Consider the following 15,886-nt stretch of genomic DNA (forward strand, 5'->3'; position numbering starts at 1 on the left):
GCCTGGCAGGAGGGCGCCATCCTGTCGTCGCTTGACGCCATCACCCGGTTGCATGATCGCGTGGTCAAAAAGTGAGGCGACGTTGTTGAGGCGGGATAGGCGGGTGTTGTTCACGTGACACGGAAAAACTTCCAATTTCGCATCGCCTTGGCCGCGACGGCGACGCTGCTGCTGTCCTCGCCGGCCTACGCGCAGAACACCGCGCCTGCGGCGTCGGAGCCTGCGTTCAGCCCCGGCTTCAGTTTTGTCGAAAAAAGCGGCGAGGACCTGTTCGCCAATGTCTGCCGGGGCTGTCACATGTCCGACGGCAAAGGTGCCACCGGAGCCGGAACCTATCCATCGCTCGCGGGCAACGGCAATCTCGAATCCAGCGGATATCCCGTCGGGGTAGTCGTCAACGGCCAGCGCGGAATGCCGCCATTTGGCGCCATGATGAGCGACGATCAGATTGCCGCCGTGGTGAATTATGTGCGGACGCATTTCGGCAACAGCTACCGGGATACGGTTACGGCCGAAGATGTTCGGGCCGTTCGCCGCTGAAAGGCCGCAACGGGTCGAAGACAACGATACCGAAATGGGATGGCTTAAGCCGCAGCCGTGCCTTGTCCGGCACCTTGCCAGCGCACATGTTACCTGTCTGAATTCGCGAAGGCCGGCGGCATTTTTGGAGAGCAGGATGTTTGCAGCAATCGGGCGGAGGGGCTTCACAGCTCATGGCAGCCTTTGGATCGCTTTTTTCGTCGCCCTGGTCTTAATTCTCCCGGTGGCGCCACGCGCCGCGGCTGCCGAAGGGCTGAGTGCGCAACAGCAACTGGCCTTCGACATCTACAAGGAACTGGTCGAGATCAACACCGTGACCGCCACGGGAGACACCGCGCGCGCCGCCGAGGCGATGGCGGCGCGCCTCTTGGCCGCCGGCTTTGCGGACGCCGACGTTCACGCCTTCTCGCCCGCGCCGCGCAAGGGCAATCTGGTCGCCCGCCTGCGCGGCACCGGCGCACGCAAACCGATCCTGCTGGTGGCGCATCTCGACGTCGTGCCGGCCGACCGGGCGGATTGGTCGGTCGATCCGTTCAAGCTGACCGAGCAGGATGGTTATTTCTATGCCCGCGGCAGCGGCGACGACAAATACATGGCGGCCTCGTTTATCGCCAATCTCGTTCGCTACAAGCAGGAAGGCTACAAGCCCGATCGCGATATCATCGTCGCGCTCGAGACCGATGAGGAAATCCTCGACCATGACGGCCTCGGGATCCAGTGGCTGATCAAGAACCATCGCGATCTGATCGATGCTGAGTTTGCCCTGAATGAGGGCGGCGGCGTCGGGCTAAAGGATGGCAAGCCGATCCGCAACAGCGTCCAGACCAGCGAGAAATTCTCGATTACCTTTCGGCTCGACGTGAAAAATCGTGGTGGCCATAGCGCGGTCCCCATGAAGGACAATGCGATCTACCGCCTCGCGGAAGGATTGGTGCGGCTCTCCAAATTCGACTTTTCCCCGAAGCTCAACGAGACCACGCGGGCTTACTTCGAGCGCTCGGCGCAACTCGAGGGCGGCCATATGGCCGTCGACATGCGCGCGGTGCTGGGCGATGGCGGGCTGGATCCAACCGCCCCGTCGTTTGTCCGGCTCGCCGCCAATCCGTTCTATAACGCCCTGCTGCGCACCACCTGTGTCGCGACCATGCTGACGGGCGGCCAGGCGTTCAACGCGTTGCCGCAATTGGCCAGCGCCACGGTCAATTGCCGGGTGATGCCCGGCGAAACCGTCGACGAGGTCAAGGCGACGCTGGTCCGCGTGCTCGCGGACGATCAGATCGTGATCACGCCAATCGATCAGCCGGTGCTGAGCGCGCCATCGGCGCTGAATGAAGAGATCATGGGATCGATCGAGAAATTGTCGCAGCGGTTCTGGCCGGGCGCGGTCGTGATCCCGACCATGAGCGCCGGCGCCACCGACGGAAGCTATCTGCGTAATGCCGGGATTCCGACCTATGGCCATTCCGGCCTCGCCGGCGATATCAACGACAGCCGGATCCACGGCAAGGACGAACGGATTCTCGTCAAATCGTTCTACGAAGGTGACGAGTATCTCTACCGGCTCGTTAAATTGCTGTCCGGCGGGTCCTAACCGGCCAGTTCCGAATACGGTGTGGCCGGTACCTGGGCCTCGATGGCCTTTTCCTCGGTGATGATCTTCGGCTTGCGCAGCCAGACATAGATCTGGGCCGTGATCAGCACCACGCAGATCAGCAGGAAGAACGCGCTGATCGGACGCTCGATGAAGGTCATCAGGTCGCCGCGCGAGATCAAGAGGCTGCGCCGGAAGTTTTCCTCGAAACGCGGCCCGAGCACGAAGCCGAGCAGAATCGGCGCCGGGTGGAAATCAAGGCGCAGCAGGATGTATCCGACAACGCCGATGAACGCGGTTTCGCCGACCTGGAACATGTCGTTGCTGGCGGCATAGACCCCGATGCAGACAAAGAACATCGCGCTCGGATAGAGGTAGCGATAGGGGATGCTCAAGAGCTTCACCCACAGGCCGATCATCGGCACGTTGAGAATGACCAGCAGGATGTTGCCGATCCAGAAGCTCGCGATCAGACCCCAGAAGATGTCGGCGTGCTGGCTTATCAGCTGCGGGCCGGGGACGATGCCGTGAATGATCAGCGCGCCCAATAGCAACGCCATCACGGTGTCGCCTGGAATGCCCAAGCTCATGGTCGGGATGAAGTCGCCCTGCACCGAGGAATGCGTTGAGGCCTCAGGGCAGGCGACGCCCTCGATCGCGCCGTGGCCGAAGCGCTCCGGCGTCTTTGAAATCTTCTTCTCCGTGGCGTAGGAAACAAAGGAGGCGATGGTCGGTCCGGTACCCGGAATCAGCGCGCAGAGGCTGCCGATAAAGGTGCCGCGGATCATCGGCCAGAACGCCAGCTTGAGATCGGCCTTCGACGGAAACATGTCGGAGATGCCGACCTTGGCGTATTTCATGTCGACGGTTTCGGTATTGTTGATGCTGTTCAGGAACTCGGCGATACCGAACATGCCGAGCGCCAGCGCAATGATTTCGACGCCGTCGAACAGCTCCGTGATGCCGAAGGTGAAGCGGGGCTGTCCGGTCTCGATGTCCGATCCCACGATGCCGACCAGGAGGCCGAGAACCGTCATCGCGATGCCCTTGAGCGGCGATCCCTTCGCCAGCGTCGAGCCCGCGAGCAGTCCGACCAGCATCAGCGAACATACTTCGGCGGGGCCGAATTCCAGCGCCATTTTGACCAGGAACGGCGCCAGAAAGATCATTTCGGTGATGCCGAACGATGCGCCGATGAAGGCGGCGATGATGGTGATGCCCAGCGCCGTTCCGCCCTTGCCCTGCTTGGTGAGCGGAAATCCGTCCAGACAGGTCACGGCGTGCGGCGGATGACACGGCAAGTTCAATAGAATCGAGCAGATCGCGCCGCCATATTGCGCGCCGTAATAGACGCCGGACAGCATCAGGATCGCCGGCACCGGCTGCATCCCGAAGGTCAGCGGCAGCAGAATCGAGATCGTCGCGACCGGGCCCATGCCCGGCAGTACGCCGACGAGGTTGCCGACCAGCACGCCGAGGAAGCAATACATCAGGTTGTGCGGTTCTAGCGCAACGCCGAAGCCGTACCAGAGATCCGTGATCGCGGTTGAGATCATAGGTTGAACCCACGCAGCAGCGGGAACGGAATGTTCAGGAGATAATGAAACAGCAGCACACCGAATACGGTGACGCCGGCCGCCAGAACGGCCGACGATTTATAGGTGGCCGTCTTGTCCCCCAGCGCGCAGACAAACACGCAGGCGAATACCGCCGGGATCATGCCGCCATACTGTCCCACGATGATGAACAGGACCGGACCGCCCAGAATGCAAAGCCAGCCGAACCATTGCGGATTGTCCGGCAGAAACTTCTTGTCGTCGGGTTCGGAGGATCCCAGGGCGGTGCCAGCGATCAGCAGGCCAAGAAACGCCAGGACAACCCCCAGCACGACCGGCATGAAGCCGGGGCCCATTCGGGCAAGGCTGCCGAATTTGTAGCCAGTGCCGGTCACCGCGGCTCCGACTCCGATCAGAAGCATCAGGCCGCCGGCATAGTAATCACGCTTCAAGGCGAACTTCTCCAACAACGGCGTCTCTCCGGAACTTTTTTAGGCTGCGGACCCTACCTGTCGTGGCAAGGCCTGTCGATACAGCCCCGCCTCACTTTTGCGGAAGGAAAAGGGACCGCTGTCCGCCCGGGACCATAGCCCAGTTTATCGAACGATAAAATCGGCCAAATTGGCGCGGTGCCGGCATCCGGACCAGCTCAGGTCCGCCGCGGGGATTTCCGATCACGCCACCCGCTACCTGAAGGAGAGCGGGAGCAGAAAACCGGACCGCAAATAAGCGCTGGTCAATTCCGATACGACGGATCGACCCGGTCCAGCTTGCGCAGCAACGCCGGCCAGGCCAGTTCGCCGTTGCGATTGGGCAGGTCCGGGTGCGGCTTCATCTTGTCGAAGGTTTTTTCCAGCACGTCCTGCGGCGGCAGCGTCAGCTTGGTATTGCAGGACAGCGCCATCACCTGCACCTCGCAGGCGCGCTCCATGCGAAACAGCAGGTTGAATGTCGCGGGGATGGTCCGCCCCACAACCAGCAGTCCGTGGTTGCGTAGAATCATCGCTTCGTGATTGCCGAGGTCCCGCACCAGCCGCTCGCGCTCGCCGACATCGTCGGCGATGCCTTCGAAGTCGTGATAGGCGATGTGAAGGAACCGCATCGATGTCTGCGCCAGCGGAAGCAGCCCGCATTCCATGGCCGAGACCGCCATGCCGGCCGGCGTGTGGGTATGCGCCACGCAGTCGACATCGTGCCGGGCCATGTGAATGGCGCTATGAATGACGAAACCGGCGGCGTTGACGCCATAATCCGAGGCATTGAACAGCGTATTGCCGTCGAGGTCGACCTTGATCAGGCTCGATGCGTCGATTTCCTCGTACAGCATCCCATAGGGATTGATCAGGAAGTGGTCGTGCGACCCGGGAACACGGCATGAGATGTGGTTGGCGATCATCTCCGTCATGCCGTACATCGCGGTGAGGCGGTAGCAGGCCGCCAGATCGACCCGCGTTTGCCATTCCTCGGCGCTCACCTGTTCGCGGACCGATTTGACGATTTTGATGGCCGGAGAGTTCACGGGGGTCATGGCGCGGCTCCACTAGAGTGGTTCATTCAAAGCAGGTTGCGTGCAGGATAAGAGCAAGACCGACGCCGCAGCAAGCCGGATTGGGGCAATCCTGCAATGCAGCCTGCAAGCAAAAGCCGGTCGCGGCGGGCGACCGGCTGAGGTGTTGAATGTGACCGTCAGTGACCGGCGGGCGATGCTGGCGGTGCCGCTCCAGGAGGCGCGAATGACATGCCGAAAATTCCGCCGCGCTGTATGACCGGCTCCGGCGGCGGCTCGACTTCAGCCTCTGGAGGCGGGGGCGGCGGCGCTGGCAAATTATCGCACTTCAGCGAGTAGATCAGTTTGCCGTCGGCCGTGCGGCCGATCGGGGTACAATTATCGACACGCGCGTTCGTCTTCTTGGGTGTTATTTGGGTGGGTGCCGTTTGGGCCCATGCGGGTGAGGCAATCAGGAGGATTGCAAGTACAAGCTTCTTCATCGGTTTCTCTCTCGAAACATGCGCCACCCAGCCTTTATTGAACCGGATCGGCGACGGGATGTCTATCACGGTTATTTGGGCTTCAAGGCGAAAGAAAGCCATCGCGCCAGTGAGCCGCTGTTCTGGTGCGAACAACCAACTCGCCCCTGAGGACGGCCCCAATCGGCCTTTGCTGTCAGCCATAAAAGGCCCTAGAATTCGGCCATCGGCTGGAATGTTCCTTGCTTACCGCAGTTTAGACCGCAGTCGATGTATTCAAAACATCCTTCAAAAGCAATCACGAGTATCATGAATGAGCCAACTCATTGTCCACGCCGGCGACTTCACGTTCCAGGCCCGTTTCGAAGAACAATTGGCGCCCAAGACCTGCGCCGCCTTTCGCAAGGCGATGCCGTTCGAGAGCCAGGCTATCCATGTACGCTGGAGCGGCGAGGGGGTCTGGATGCCGCTCGGCGATCTCGATTTCGGCGTGAGCTATGAGAACCACACCAGCTATCCCGCACCCGGCCAGATCATTCTTTATCCCGGCGGCATCAGCGAAACCGAGATTTTGCTGGCCTATGGCGGCGTGCACTTCGCCAGCAAGATGGGCCAGCTTGCAGGCAATCACTTCATCACGCTGACCTCCAATCTTGAGAACTTGCCCGCGTTGGGCAAGACCGTGCTCTGGAAGGGTGCGCAGAAAGTCCGCTTCGAGGAAGTGTAGATGGCCGAAGCCGGATATCCCAGGGATCTCCACGGCTATGGCCGCAATCCGCCAGATCCGCGCTGGCCCGGTAACGCGCGCGTCGCCGTGCAGTTCGTGGTGAATTTCGAAGAGGGCGGTGAAAACAACATTCTGCATGGGGACCGCGCGTCGGAAGCGTTTCTGTCGGATGTACTGGGCGCGCAGCCCTGGCCCGGACAGCGCCACGCCAATATCGAGTCGATGTTCGAGTACGGCTCGCGCGCCGGCTTCTGGCGGCTGTGGCGGATGTTTACCGAGCGCAAGCTGCCGACCACGGTATTCGGCGTTGCGACGGCCTTGAAACGAAATCCGCAAATTGTCGCGGCCATGAAGGAGGCCAATTGGGACATCGCCAGCCACAGCCTGAAGTGGGTCGAGCACAAGGACATGTCGCAAGCGGAGGAGCGCGTGGAAATTGCGGATGCGATCCGTGTCCACACCGAGGTTACCGGGCAACGCCCGCTCGGCTGGTACACCGGGCGGACATCCATCAACACCGTACAGCTGGTGATGGAAGCCGGCGGTTTCCTCTATTCCTGTGACTCCTACGCCGACGATCTGCCCTATTGGATAAAAGGGCCGGCCGGTCCGCATTTGATCATTCCCTACAGCCTCGACGTCAACGACATGCGCTTCGTCAATGCGCAGGGGTTCGGCGGCGGCGATCAGTTCTTTACCTATCTCAAGGACAGCTTCGACGTGCTGTATGCGGAAGGCGAAACCTCGCCCAAGATGATGTCGGTGGGTCTGCATTGCCGGATCGTCGGACGCCCCGGCCGCGCGGCATCGCTGATGCGATTTCTCGACTACATCATGAGTCATGAGCGGGTCTGGGTGCCGACGCGGCTGCAGATCGCGCAGCACTGGCACGCCAATCTTTCGCATCTGGCGGCCGGCGCCCCGAACATCGGATAGTCAGGATACCATGTCTCAGAAAACGCTTGCCGACCTGAACGCCTGCAGCAAGGACGACTTTGTCGGGGCACTGGCGAATATCTTCGAGTATTCGCCCTGGATCGCCGAACAGGCGGCGTCAGCGCGGCCGTTCGCCGGCGTGAACCAGCTGTTCGGGGCGATGAAGGCCGCGGTCGATCGCGCGGCACCGGATCTTCGTCTGGCCTTGATCAAGGCGCATCCGGATCTTGCCAACAAGACGCAGCGCGCCGCGGGCTTGACCGCGGAATCCGACTTCGAACAGAACAGCCTCGGCCTCGATCGGTTGTCGGACGCCGAATATGAGGCCTTCGAGCGGGTCAATAACGCCTACCGCGCCAAATTCGGCTTTCCCTACATCGTCTCGGTTCGCCGGCACACCAAGGATTCCGTGCTGCGCGATTTCGAGCGCCGCCTGCCGAACGACGTGAAAACCGAAACGCAGAAGTCGATCGAGGAAATCTGCCGGATCGCGGCCTTGCGCCTCGATTTGCTGGTGGCATCGGATGATCGGCTGCAGGTGCATGGGCGGCTGTCGACCCACGTGCTCGACACCCATAGCGGCAAGCCGGCCGCGGGGATCGCGGTCGAACTGGTCGAGCTATCGAACCTCGGTGTGAGCCGGGTCGTGACGCGCGCGGTCACCAACGCGGACGGCCGTACCGATCAGCCGTTGATTGGCGGGCGGCCGGTGCCGATCGGCCGCTACGAATTGACGTTCAGCGTCGGCAGCTATTTTGCACAGCGGCAGGTGCCGATGTCAGACCCGCCGTTTCTGGATCAAATTCCGCTGCGGTTTTCGGTCAGCGAACCGGAAGGCCATCTCCACGTGCCGCTGCTGGTCACGCCCTGGAGTTATGCGACGTATCGGGGCAGCTGATAAGCTGCTCCTCAAGACGAGGCGGCTCATACGTCACACGTGTTGCGCCGATGAAGCCGCCGCGACCGCATCCGCCTCGGCGGCGGCCTTGCTGCCGATGCCGTTGAAAAATGCATTCAGGATCACGGCAACCAGCGCGCAGAGCAGGATACCGGATTCCAGCAGCGGCTGCAGATCGTGCGGCAGGTTGCGGAAGAAATTCGGCGCGGCCAGCGGGATCATGCCGAAGCCGACCGAGATCGCCACCACGAACAGGTTGTAGCGATTGTTCTTGAAGTCGACCGCCGTGAGGATTCTGGCGCCGGTCGCGGCGACCATGCCGAACATCACGAGACCGGCGCCGCCAAGCACCACCAGCGGGACGGCTTCGACCAATGCCGCCATCTTCGGCAGCAAACCGAGCAGCAGCATGATTCCGCCGCCGGCGACGGTGACCCAGCGCGACCGCACGCCGGTGACGCTGACGAGGCCGACATTCTGCGAGAACGAGGTATAGGGAAACGTGTTGAACAAACCGCCGAGCAACGTGCCGACGCCGTCGGCGCGCAAGCCGCGGGTCAGCGCGTCGCGGTCGATCGTCCTGCCGGTGATCTCGCCGAGCGCCAGAAACATCCCGAGCGATTCGATCATCACCACGATCATCACGATGCACATGGTGATGATCGGCACGACGTGGAATTCCGGAACTCCGAAATGCAGCGGTATCACGACGTCGCCCCAAGGTGCTGCGGCAACTTTCTCAAAATGCATGACGCCGAGCACGCTGGCCAGGATCGCGCCCGCGATAATGCCGAGCAGCACCGAGACGTTGGCGATGAAGCCGGAGCCCCATTTGATCAGGCCGAGAATGATCAGCAGCACGAACAGCGCAATGCCGAGCCCCTGCAGCTGACCGTAGCCCGGATTGGGAAATGTCATGGAAACGCCGTCAACGACCTTGGAAAAGGTGGGTATTCCGCCACCGGCCCAGTTGATGCCCACGCGCATCAGCGAGATGCCGATCACCATGATGATCGTGCCGGTCACGACGGGAGGAAACAACGGCAATAACCGGCTGATGAAGGGAGCGGCAATGATGCCGAAGATTCCGGCAGAGATGACCGAGCCATAGATGCCGAGCAACCCGATATCGGGCGCGCCGGCCATCGACAGCATCGGACCCACCGACGCGAAAGTGACGCCCATCATCACCGGCAGTCGAATGCCGACGCCGGGGAATCCGATGCACTGCACCAATGTGGCCAGCCCGCAGGCGAACAAATCCGCGCTGATCAGGAATGCGACGTCTTCGGGCGACAATTTCAGGGCTCGCCCGATGATGAGGGGCACCGCGACCGCGCCGGCATACATCACCAGAACATGCTGCAGGCCGAGCGCCAGCAGGCGCGGCGTTGGCAGAATCTCGTCGACCGGATGGATGGTTTCGGTGCTCATGAACTTGTCCCCCCAAGTGTTGGCCCGTTGTGTTGGCCCCGTTTCCGTCCATAGCAAACCAAAACAAGGCCGATGCCAAGGGGCATTGTTTGCCGGCAAGACCGCCCCAAGACCGTTCAATGGCACAAACGTTGCTCTGATAGGTCAGGACCTGATGGGCCTGGACGCGTGATTGGCTTGGCCCTGGGCGAAACCAGAGCCTCGCGAATTCGCCGGTTGAACTGGAGGTTTGCCTGTGCCGCTGATCAAGAACAGATATGGAAAGGGCCGGGTCCGCGTCATGCGGATTCATCGCGACGGCGGCCGGCATGAGGTCAGCCAGCTCAACATCAAGGCGATGATCGAGGGTGACTTCGCCCGCGCCTATACCGGCGCCGACAACTCCACCTCGGTGTCGACCGATACCATCAAGAACGTGGTCAATATTGTCGCGCGCGAAAATACCGGACTCTGCACCGAGGAATTCTGTCAGGTGCTGGCGAAGAAATATCTCGACTCTTATCCGCAGGTGGTCTCGGTGGCCATCACGGCGCATGAGACGAAATGGAGCCGCCTGAGTTTCGGCGGCGAGCCGCATCCGCACAGTTTCATTCTCGACAGCAACGGCAAGCCGACGGTTGACGTGAGCGCAACCCGCGACGGATCGGCGATGGCCTCGGGTATCGATGGCTTTACGTTCATGAAGTCGACCCAGTCGGGCTGGGAGAACTACTTCAACGATCGCTACACCACGATCCCCCCGACCCACGACCGGATGGCCGCCACCAGCATGGTGGCGTCGTGGAAGTGGTCGGGCAAGCCGTCCAGCTACCCGGCCACCAATGCGAAGATCCTTGCGACGCTGCTGGAGGTGTTCAGCACCACCTATAGTTCGAGCGTGCAGGACAGCCTGTATCGCATGGGCGAGGCGGCGCTGGCGGCGGTACCGGAGATTTCCGAGATCAGCATGGCCTGTCCGAACATGCACTTCATCCTGATGAACCTCTCGGCGTTCGGGCTGGATAACAACAACGAGGTTTTCCTGCCGACGGACGAGCCGCACGGCCAGATCGAATGCACCGTGGGCCGGGGCTGACCGCGCGCGGCGCGACTGCGATTACAGCTTCCCGAATTTTTCGTGCAGCGCCGGAAACAGCCGGTCCGGCTTGAACGGCACGGTGGTGAAACGGATTCCGGTGGCATCGGCGAGCGCATTGCCGAGTGCCGCGGCCACCGGATTATAGGGACTTTCGCTCATCGATTTTGCGCCCATCGGCCCGATCGAATCCACGGTATCGGCGAAAAACACCTCGGTGCGCGGAATGTCGGCAAAGGACGGCAGGTGATAATTGCGGATTTGCGGATTGATCACGCGGCCGCCATCATCGATCACCATTTCCTCGTACAGCGTGGCGCCGAGCGACTGCGCCACCCCGCCCTCGACCTGGCCACGGCACTGCATGGGATTGGCGACCCGGCCGGCATCCGCGGCCTGCACGCTTTTGAGGATCTTGATTTCCCCGGTGCCTTTGTTGACGGCGACACGAAAGCCCTGGACGTTGAATGCGACCGAGCGCGGGGTGCCTGCCGAACTGCCGTTCGCGCTCAAAGTCTGTCCCTGCACGCGCGCGGCTTCGGCGAGTTCGGCGAAGGACAGACGTTGCTTGCCGCAGATCGCGGAATCATTCTTGAGAACGCAGGTATCGGGACTGGTTTTCGTCGCTGTGGAAGCAAAGATCCTGAGCTCTTCAGCCAGATTTTCCGCCGCGGCCTGCGTCGCGCGTCCGGCGACGAACGTGCCGGTACTGCCATAAGCGCCGGTGTCGTGGCCGCCATGCGCCGTATCGGATTGCAGCAGGCGGATTTGATCGACGGTCGTCGCCAGCGCGGTCGCGGCGATCTGGCGATGCACCGTCGAGGTGCCATTGCCGAACTCCGCCGTTCCGACGGTCAGCTCGAAGCCGCCATCCTCACGCAGCGAAATCCGGGCGTCCGCGATATGTCCGGCCGGAGGCACGGTATCGATCATGGTGAGCGCGATGCCCTCGCCGATCAGCCAGTCGGCGGAGAGGTCGGTTTTCGGTGCTTCTATCTGCATCGCGCGCTCGACCAGATCGAGGCACTGATCGAGCCCGTAACTGCCATAAAGTACGTCGTCGTGCTCCGAGCCCGGAGGCGCCAGCATCGGATCGCCTGATTTTACGGCGTTGCGGCGGCGGATGTCGAAAGGACTGATGCCAAGTTTCCTGGCGAGTTCGTCGATCGCGCCTTCCACCGCGAACTGCGTTTGCGGCAGGCCGTAGCCCCGAAAAGCCCCTGCCGGCAAGGTGTTGGTGTAGGCGGCGACGGCATCGACCTTCTTGTTGGGGCAATTATAGACGCTGATCGACTCACTGCAGGCATGAAACAGCACCGGACCGGCGTGATTGCCGTAGGCGCCGGTGTTGGAGAGCACGTCGAGCTGCAACGCGGTCAGCATTCCGTCCTTGTCGGCCCCCGCTTTCACCGTCACGCGCATCGGATGCCGCGTCGAGGTCGAGATGAATTGCTCCTCGCGGGTGAGTTCAAGCTTGACCGGCCGTCCGGTCCTGATGGCGGCAAGCGCGAGAATATCCTCGACGAACATTTCCTGCTTGCCGCCGAAGCCGCCGCCGACGCGTTCGCAGAACACCCGGACCTTGTCCGGCGGCAGCTCGAAAATCTCGCTCAGGGCGCGTCGCGTCAGGAATGGCACCTGGGTGCTGGAGCGCACGTTCAGGATGCCGCCGGGATCAACCCAGGCGAGGCCGCCATGGGTTTCGAGCGCCGCGTGCTGGACCCGCTGGGTGGTGAACGTTCCTTCGTAGGTGACGGCGGACCCCGCCAGCGCGCTGGCGACATCGCCGAACTCGCCGTGGGTTTCCGCCACGATGTTGCTTTGGGCGTTGGCCACGCGTTGTTCCGGTGTCTTGTCGCCATGGATCAGCGGCGCCCCCGGCGCGATCGCCTGCTCCGGGTCGACCACAGCGGGCAGTATGTCGTAGCTGACGACAAGGCGGCGGCAACCTTCCTCGGCCGCGGCCTCGGTCTCCGCGATGACGGCGGCGACTTTTTGTCCGATGAAGCGGACGACATTATCGAGTATCCTGGTGTCGTCCGGGTCCATCCAGCTCTTTTCGTGCCGCGCGGTGGAGAACAGCCGATCCGGCACGTCCTCGAAGGTGAGCACCGTATGGACGCCCGGAACGGCCAGCGCCGCGGTCTTGTCGATCGAGATGATTCTGGCGTGCGGATGTGGTGAGCGCAGTATCTTGATCTGCAGCAAGCCTTCGATGGTGGTATCGAAGGTGTAGCGCGCGGCGCCCCGCACCACCTGGGGTCCGGCGGGGGCGGGCAGGCTGCGGCCGAAGGCGGTGCCGGCGGCGGCGTCCTCGATATTCTTCTTACCGTTAAGGGCGTCCTCGATCGAGCGGTAGCCGGTACAGCGGCACAGATTGCCTTTCAGCGATGCGCCGAGATCCTGCCGCTGCGCCTGATTCAACGATGCGCAGGTCAGGATCATGCCCGCGGTACAGAAGCCGCACTGAAACGCCTGCGCGTCGAGAAACGCCTGCTGCATCGGGTGCGTGCCGCCGTCGGGCGCAAGACCTTCGATGGTGGTAACGGCGTGGCCGTCGGCCCGGAACGCCGGGATCAGACAAGAGTGCACCGGCTCGCCGTCGATCAGCACGGTACAGGCCCCGCAGTCGCCGGCGTCACACCCCTTCTTGACCCCGAAATGCCCGAGTTCGCGAAGAAATGTTCGCAGGCATTGTCCGGCGCGCGGTGTTTGCTGGAAATCCTTGCCGTTGATCTCAAAGCTCATGGTTACACCAGGCCTTGCAGTTCGGCACGAATCTCTTCGGCAAGGCGCAGCGTCATGTGTTTGCGCCATGCGGGTTTGCCATGAACGTCGTCATGATAGATGGCATCGGGAATGTGCTCACGGATCGCCTCGCGCAGTTCGCGAGGGTCCGGAATTTGGGAAAACGAGAGCCGAACCGGCCGCGCCGTGGAGGCCGTTACCGTCAGTGCCATGGCGCCCTCGCTGCCGAGACTGCCGATCAACAATGCGGCAGAGCGGCCGAGCAGCGTCAGCGATATCTGTCGAAACGCCGCACGCCGCTTCAGTGCAGCCAGCGGAATTTCGATTTGCCTGAGCAGATCACCCGGCGTAAGGACGTTGCGATTGTTGCCGGTGACGAAGTCGGCGACGCCGACGCGCCGCTCGCTCCCGTCGGCTTTCCAGACCGTGCAGACCCCATCCAGCGCCGCCGTCAACGAGATCATCGGGCCGGCCGGCAGGGACATGCAAAGATTGCCGCCGACGGTGGCGGTCTTCCATATCTTGAAGGAGGCCAGAAACGCGCGGCAGCATTGATTGATCAGGGGCGCGGCGAGCCATTCCGGCGGGCAGGCCAGGGCGTCAAGTTGCGCGACCGTGCAGGTGGCCGCGATCGTCAGCCCGGTCTCGCCGATCGTCAGCGCCGGCCATTTGAGGTCGGTGAGATCGATCAACCGTGTCAGGTGGACCTGGGGTTCCGAGAACAGCCAGGTTCCGCCCGCGAGCCAAGCGTCGCCTGCCGTCCAAACGGGCAGCTGCTCCCGCTTTTGCGGGTGGGCAACCTCTGTGATGGTGTTCAGATCCATGGATACGTTAACGCTTTCAACGAGATGCATCTACAGTTAGGAATTCTTGCAAGACCGGCGCCAACTCTTGCATGGATCGGGGTGGTCTTTGAATTGCAGGGCCTGAAATTGCAAGAAGGCTTGGAATTGCAAGAAGGCCTGGAATTGCAAGAAGGTCTGGAATTGCAGAAGGCTTGGAATTGCAAGGCTGGCATGGCGGGTTGTTTTTGCGAACCTGATCTTGGGGAAGGTACCGACTATGGATCATAAGCGGGCGATCTGGATCAAAGATCCCTTGGCCATTCTCGCCGATGGGGCCGAACGTGGCATCGTGGTCCAGGACGGCAGGATCGTCGAGCTGGTGCCGAAGGGCGGCCAGCCCCTCACTTCGGCGGCGTTCTTCGAGGCGGGCGACCATGTGGTGCTGCCGGGGCTGATCAACACCCACCACCATTTCTACCAGACCCTGACGCGCGCCCTTCCGGCGGCGCTGGACCGCGAACTGTTCCCGTGGCTGCAGGCACTCTATCCGGTCTGGGCGCGGCTGACGCCGGAATCGCTCAATCTCGGTGTCTCGGTTGCGATGTCCGAGCTCTTGCTGTCGGGCTGCACCACCACCACCGATCATCATTACGTCTTTCCGGCCGGGCTCGAGGACGCGGTCGATATCGAAGTCGCCGTCGCCCAGCGTTTGGGGGTCCGGGTGCTGTTGACCCGTGGTTCGATGAACCGGTCGCAGCGCGACGGCGGGCTGCCACCCGACAGCGTGGTGCAGGACGAGGACACCATCCTGGCCGACAGCGAACGCGTCGTCGCCAAATACCATCAGCGCGGCGCGGACGCCATGGTACAGATCGCGCTAGCGCCATGCTCGCCATTTTCGGTGACAACGTCGTTGATGAGCGCAACCGCCGCCCTGGCCGACAAGCTCGACGTCCGCCTGCATACCCATCTGGCAGAGACCGAGGACGAGAACACATTCTGCCAGCAGATGCATGGTTGCCGGCCGCTCGATTATCTCGAGCAATGCGGCTGGCTCAATGCGCGGACCTGGCTGGCCCATGGCATTCATTTCAATGCCCAGGAAATGCAGCGGCTGGGCAAGGCAAAGACGACCATCAGCCATTGTTCCTGCAGCAATCAGCTGCTGGCGTCCGGCTGCTGCCCGGTCTGCGACATGGAAGAGGCCGGGGTCGCGATTGGTCTCGGCGTCGATGGCTCGGCCTCGAACGACGGATCCAACCTGATGCAGGAGGTGCGTGCTGCATTCCTGCTGCAGCGCGCCCGCTACGGCGTCGGTCGTGTCAGCCACAAGGACGCCTTGCGATGGGCCACCAGGGGGTCGGCGGCCTGCGTCGGCCGCCCCGAACTCGGCGAGATCGCGGTGGGGAAAGCCGCCGATCTTGCGTTGTTCAAGCTCGATGAATTGCGTTTCTCGGGCCATGGCGACCCGCTGGCGGCGCTGGTTCTGTGCGGGGCGCATCGCGCCGACCGGGTGATGGTCGGCGGCAAGTGGGTGGTGTCGGATGGCGCCATTCCCGGGCTCGATTTGCCCGATCTGATCCGGCGCCATAGCGCCGCGGCGCATGCCATGCAGGTTGGGTGAAGTT

Annotated in this window: 14 protein-coding genes; 7 read left to right on the forward strand and 7 right to left on the reverse strand. The window is 62.2% G+C overall.

Features of this window, described 5'->3' with window-relative positions; genetic code table 11:
* The first annotated feature begins 114 nt into the window (after positions 1–114).
* Both ABR948_RS10745 and ABR948_RS10750 read left to right on the forward strand, forming a co-directional pair.
* Complete coding sequence (locus ABR948_RS10745; protein ID WP_428116957.1) at positions 115–540, forward strand: c-type cytochrome; 426 nt, start codon at positions 115–117, stop codon at positions 538–540.
* 136 nt (positions 541–676) lie between these two features.
* On the forward strand, positions 677–2,131 hold the full coding sequence (locus tag ABR948_RS10750) for a M20/M25/M40 family metallo-hydrolase (RefSeq protein WP_428116959.1): 1,455 nt from the start codon (positions 677–679) through the stop codon (positions 2,129–2,131).
* Here ABR948_RS10750 and ABR948_RS10755 read toward each other — a convergent pair.
* From ABR948_RS10755 to ABR948_RS10770, 4 genes are all read right to left on the reverse strand, one after another.
* Positions 2,128–3,687 carry a tripartite tricarboxylate transporter permease gene (locus ABR948_RS10755; protein WP_428116962.1) on the reverse strand — a complete coding sequence of 520 codons (1,560 nt, stop codon included), beginning with the start codon at positions 3,685–3,687 and terminating at the stop codon, positions 2,128–2,130. The two genes, ABR948_RS10750 and ABR948_RS10755, sit on opposite strands and share 4 nt — an antisense overlap.
* Positions 3,684–4,139, reverse strand: a complete 456-nt coding sequence (locus tag ABR948_RS10760) for a tripartite tricarboxylate transporter TctB family protein (protein WP_428116965.1) — start codon at positions 4,137–4,139, stop codon at positions 3,684–3,686. Before ABR948_RS10760 ends, ABR948_RS10755 begins: the two co-directional genes overlap by 4 nt.
* Positions 4,140–4,423: 284 nt before the next feature.
* A complete protein-coding gene (locus tag ABR948_RS10765) occupies positions 4,424–5,215 on the reverse strand; it encodes a class II aldolase/adducin family protein (RefSeq protein ID WP_428116968.1) in 792 nt (263 codons plus the stop codon).
* A 158-nt stretch (positions 5,216–5,373) separates the two neighbouring features.
* Entirely contained in the window at positions 5,374–5,676 is a 303-nt protein-coding gene (locus tag ABR948_RS10770) for a hypothetical protein (protein WP_428117018.1), read from the reverse strand.
* Positions 5,677–5,968: 292 nt separating this feature from the next.
* On the opposite strand from ABR948_RS10770, the gene ABR948_RS10775 reads away from it, so the two are divergent.
* From ABR948_RS10775 to uraD, 3 genes are read left to right on the forward strand one after another with little or no spacing between them, the layout of a single operon-like run.
* A complete protein-coding gene (locus ABR948_RS10775; RefSeq protein WP_428116970.1) occupies positions 5,969–6,382 on the forward strand; it encodes a DUF3830 family protein in 414 nt (137 codons plus the stop codon).
* Entirely contained in the window at positions 6,383–7,318 is a 936-nt protein-coding gene (gene puuE, locus ABR948_RS10780; protein ID WP_428116973.1) for an allantoinase PuuE, read from the forward strand.
* Positions 7,319–7,328: 10 nt separating this feature from the next.
* Positions 7,329–8,216, forward strand: a complete 888-nt coding sequence (uraD, locus tag ABR948_RS10785; RefSeq protein ID WP_428116975.1) for a 2-oxo-4-hydroxy-4-carboxy-5-ureidoimidazoline decarboxylase — start codon at positions 7,329–7,331, stop codon at positions 8,214–8,216.
* 33 nt (positions 8,217–8,249) lie between these two features.
* On the opposite strand, the gene ABR948_RS10790 is transcribed toward uraD, so the two are convergent.
* Complete coding sequence (locus ABR948_RS10790) at positions 8,250–9,650, reverse strand: nucleobase:cation symporter-2 family protein (RefSeq protein ID WP_428116978.1); 1,401 nt, start codon at positions 9,648–9,650, stop codon at positions 8,250–8,252.
* A 235-nt stretch (positions 9,651–9,885) separates the two neighbouring features.
* Between ABR948_RS10790 and pucL the strand changes: the two genes are divergently transcribed.
* Positions 9,886–10,725, forward strand: coding sequence for a factor-independent urate hydroxylase (gene pucL / locus ABR948_RS10795; protein ID WP_428116981.1), 840 nt, complete (start codon positions 9,886–9,888; stop codon positions 10,723–10,725).
* Between the two features lie 21 nt (positions 10,726–10,746).
* Here the strand turns inward: pucL and ABR948_RS10800 are convergent, their stop codons facing one another.
* Complete coding sequence (locus tag ABR948_RS10800) at positions 10,747–13,473, reverse strand: molybdopterin-dependent oxidoreductase (protein ID WP_428116984.1); 2,727 nt, start codon at positions 13,471–13,473, stop codon at positions 10,747–10,749.
* Between the two features lie 2 nt (positions 13,474–13,475).
* On the reverse strand, positions 13,476–14,297 hold the full coding sequence (locus ABR948_RS10805) for an FAD binding domain-containing protein (RefSeq protein WP_428116987.1): 822 nt from the start codon (positions 14,295–14,297) through the stop codon (positions 13,476–13,478).
* Between the two features lie 238 nt (positions 14,298–14,535).
* Here ABR948_RS10805 and ABR948_RS10810 point away from each other — a divergent pair, with 238 nt between their 5' ends.
* Positions 14,536–15,882 carry an 8-oxoguanine deaminase gene (locus ABR948_RS10810; RefSeq protein WP_428116990.1) on the forward strand — a complete coding sequence of 449 codons (1,347 nt, stop codon included), beginning with the start codon at positions 14,536–14,538 and terminating at the stop codon, positions 15,880–15,882.
* The last annotated feature ends 4 nt before the right edge of the window (positions 15,883–15,886 follow it).

It is taken from the genome of Bradyrhizobium sp., assembly GCF_050014615.1.
Taxonomy (GTDB): domain Bacteria; phylum Pseudomonadota; class Alphaproteobacteria; order Rhizobiales; family Xanthobacteraceae; genus Bradyrhizobium.

Excerpts from the sequence above, each read along its gene's own strand:
- ABR948_RS10750 (WP_428116959.1), top strand. The coding sequence starts at position 677 with ATGTTTGCAGCAATCGGGCGGAGGGGCTTCACAGCTCATGGCAGCCTT.
- ABR948_RS10755 (WP_428116962.1), bottom strand. The coding sequence starts at position 3,687 with ATGATCTCAACCGCGATCACGGATCTCTGGTACGGCTTCGGCGTTGCG.
- ABR948_RS10765 (WP_428116968.1), bottom strand. The coding sequence starts at position 5,215 with ATGACCCCCGTGAACTCTCCGGCCATCAAAATCGTCAAATCGGTCCGC.
- ABR948_RS10770 (WP_428117018.1), bottom strand. The coding sequence starts at position 5,676 with ATGAAGAAGCTTGTACTTGCAATCCTCCTGATTGCCTCACCCGCATGG.
- ABR948_RS10775 (WP_428116970.1), top strand. The coding sequence starts at position 5,969 with ATGAGCCAACTCATTGTCCACGCCGGCGACTTCACGTTCCAGGCCCGT.
- puuE (WP_428116973.1), top strand. The coding sequence starts at position 6,383 with ATGGCCGAAGCCGGATATCCCAGGGATCTCCACGGCTATGGCCGCAAT.
- uraD (WP_428116975.1), top strand. The coding sequence starts at position 7,329 with ATGTCTCAGAAAACGCTTGCCGACCTGAACGCCTGCAGCAAGGACGAC.
- ABR948_RS10790 (WP_428116978.1), bottom strand. The coding sequence starts at position 9,650 with ATGAGCACCGAAACCATCCATCCGGTCGACGAGATTCTGCCAACGCCG.
- ABR948_RS10800 (WP_428116984.1), bottom strand. The coding sequence starts at position 13,473 with ATGAGCTTTGAGATCAACGGCAAGGATTTCCAGCAAACACCGCGCGCC.
- ABR948_RS10805 (WP_428116987.1), bottom strand. The coding sequence starts at position 14,297 with ATGGATCTGAACACCATCACAGAGGTTGCCCACCCGCAAAAGCGGGAG.
- ABR948_RS10810 (WP_428116990.1), top strand. The coding sequence starts at position 14,536 with ATGGATCATAAGCGGGCGATCTGGATCAAAGATCCCTTGGCCATTCTC.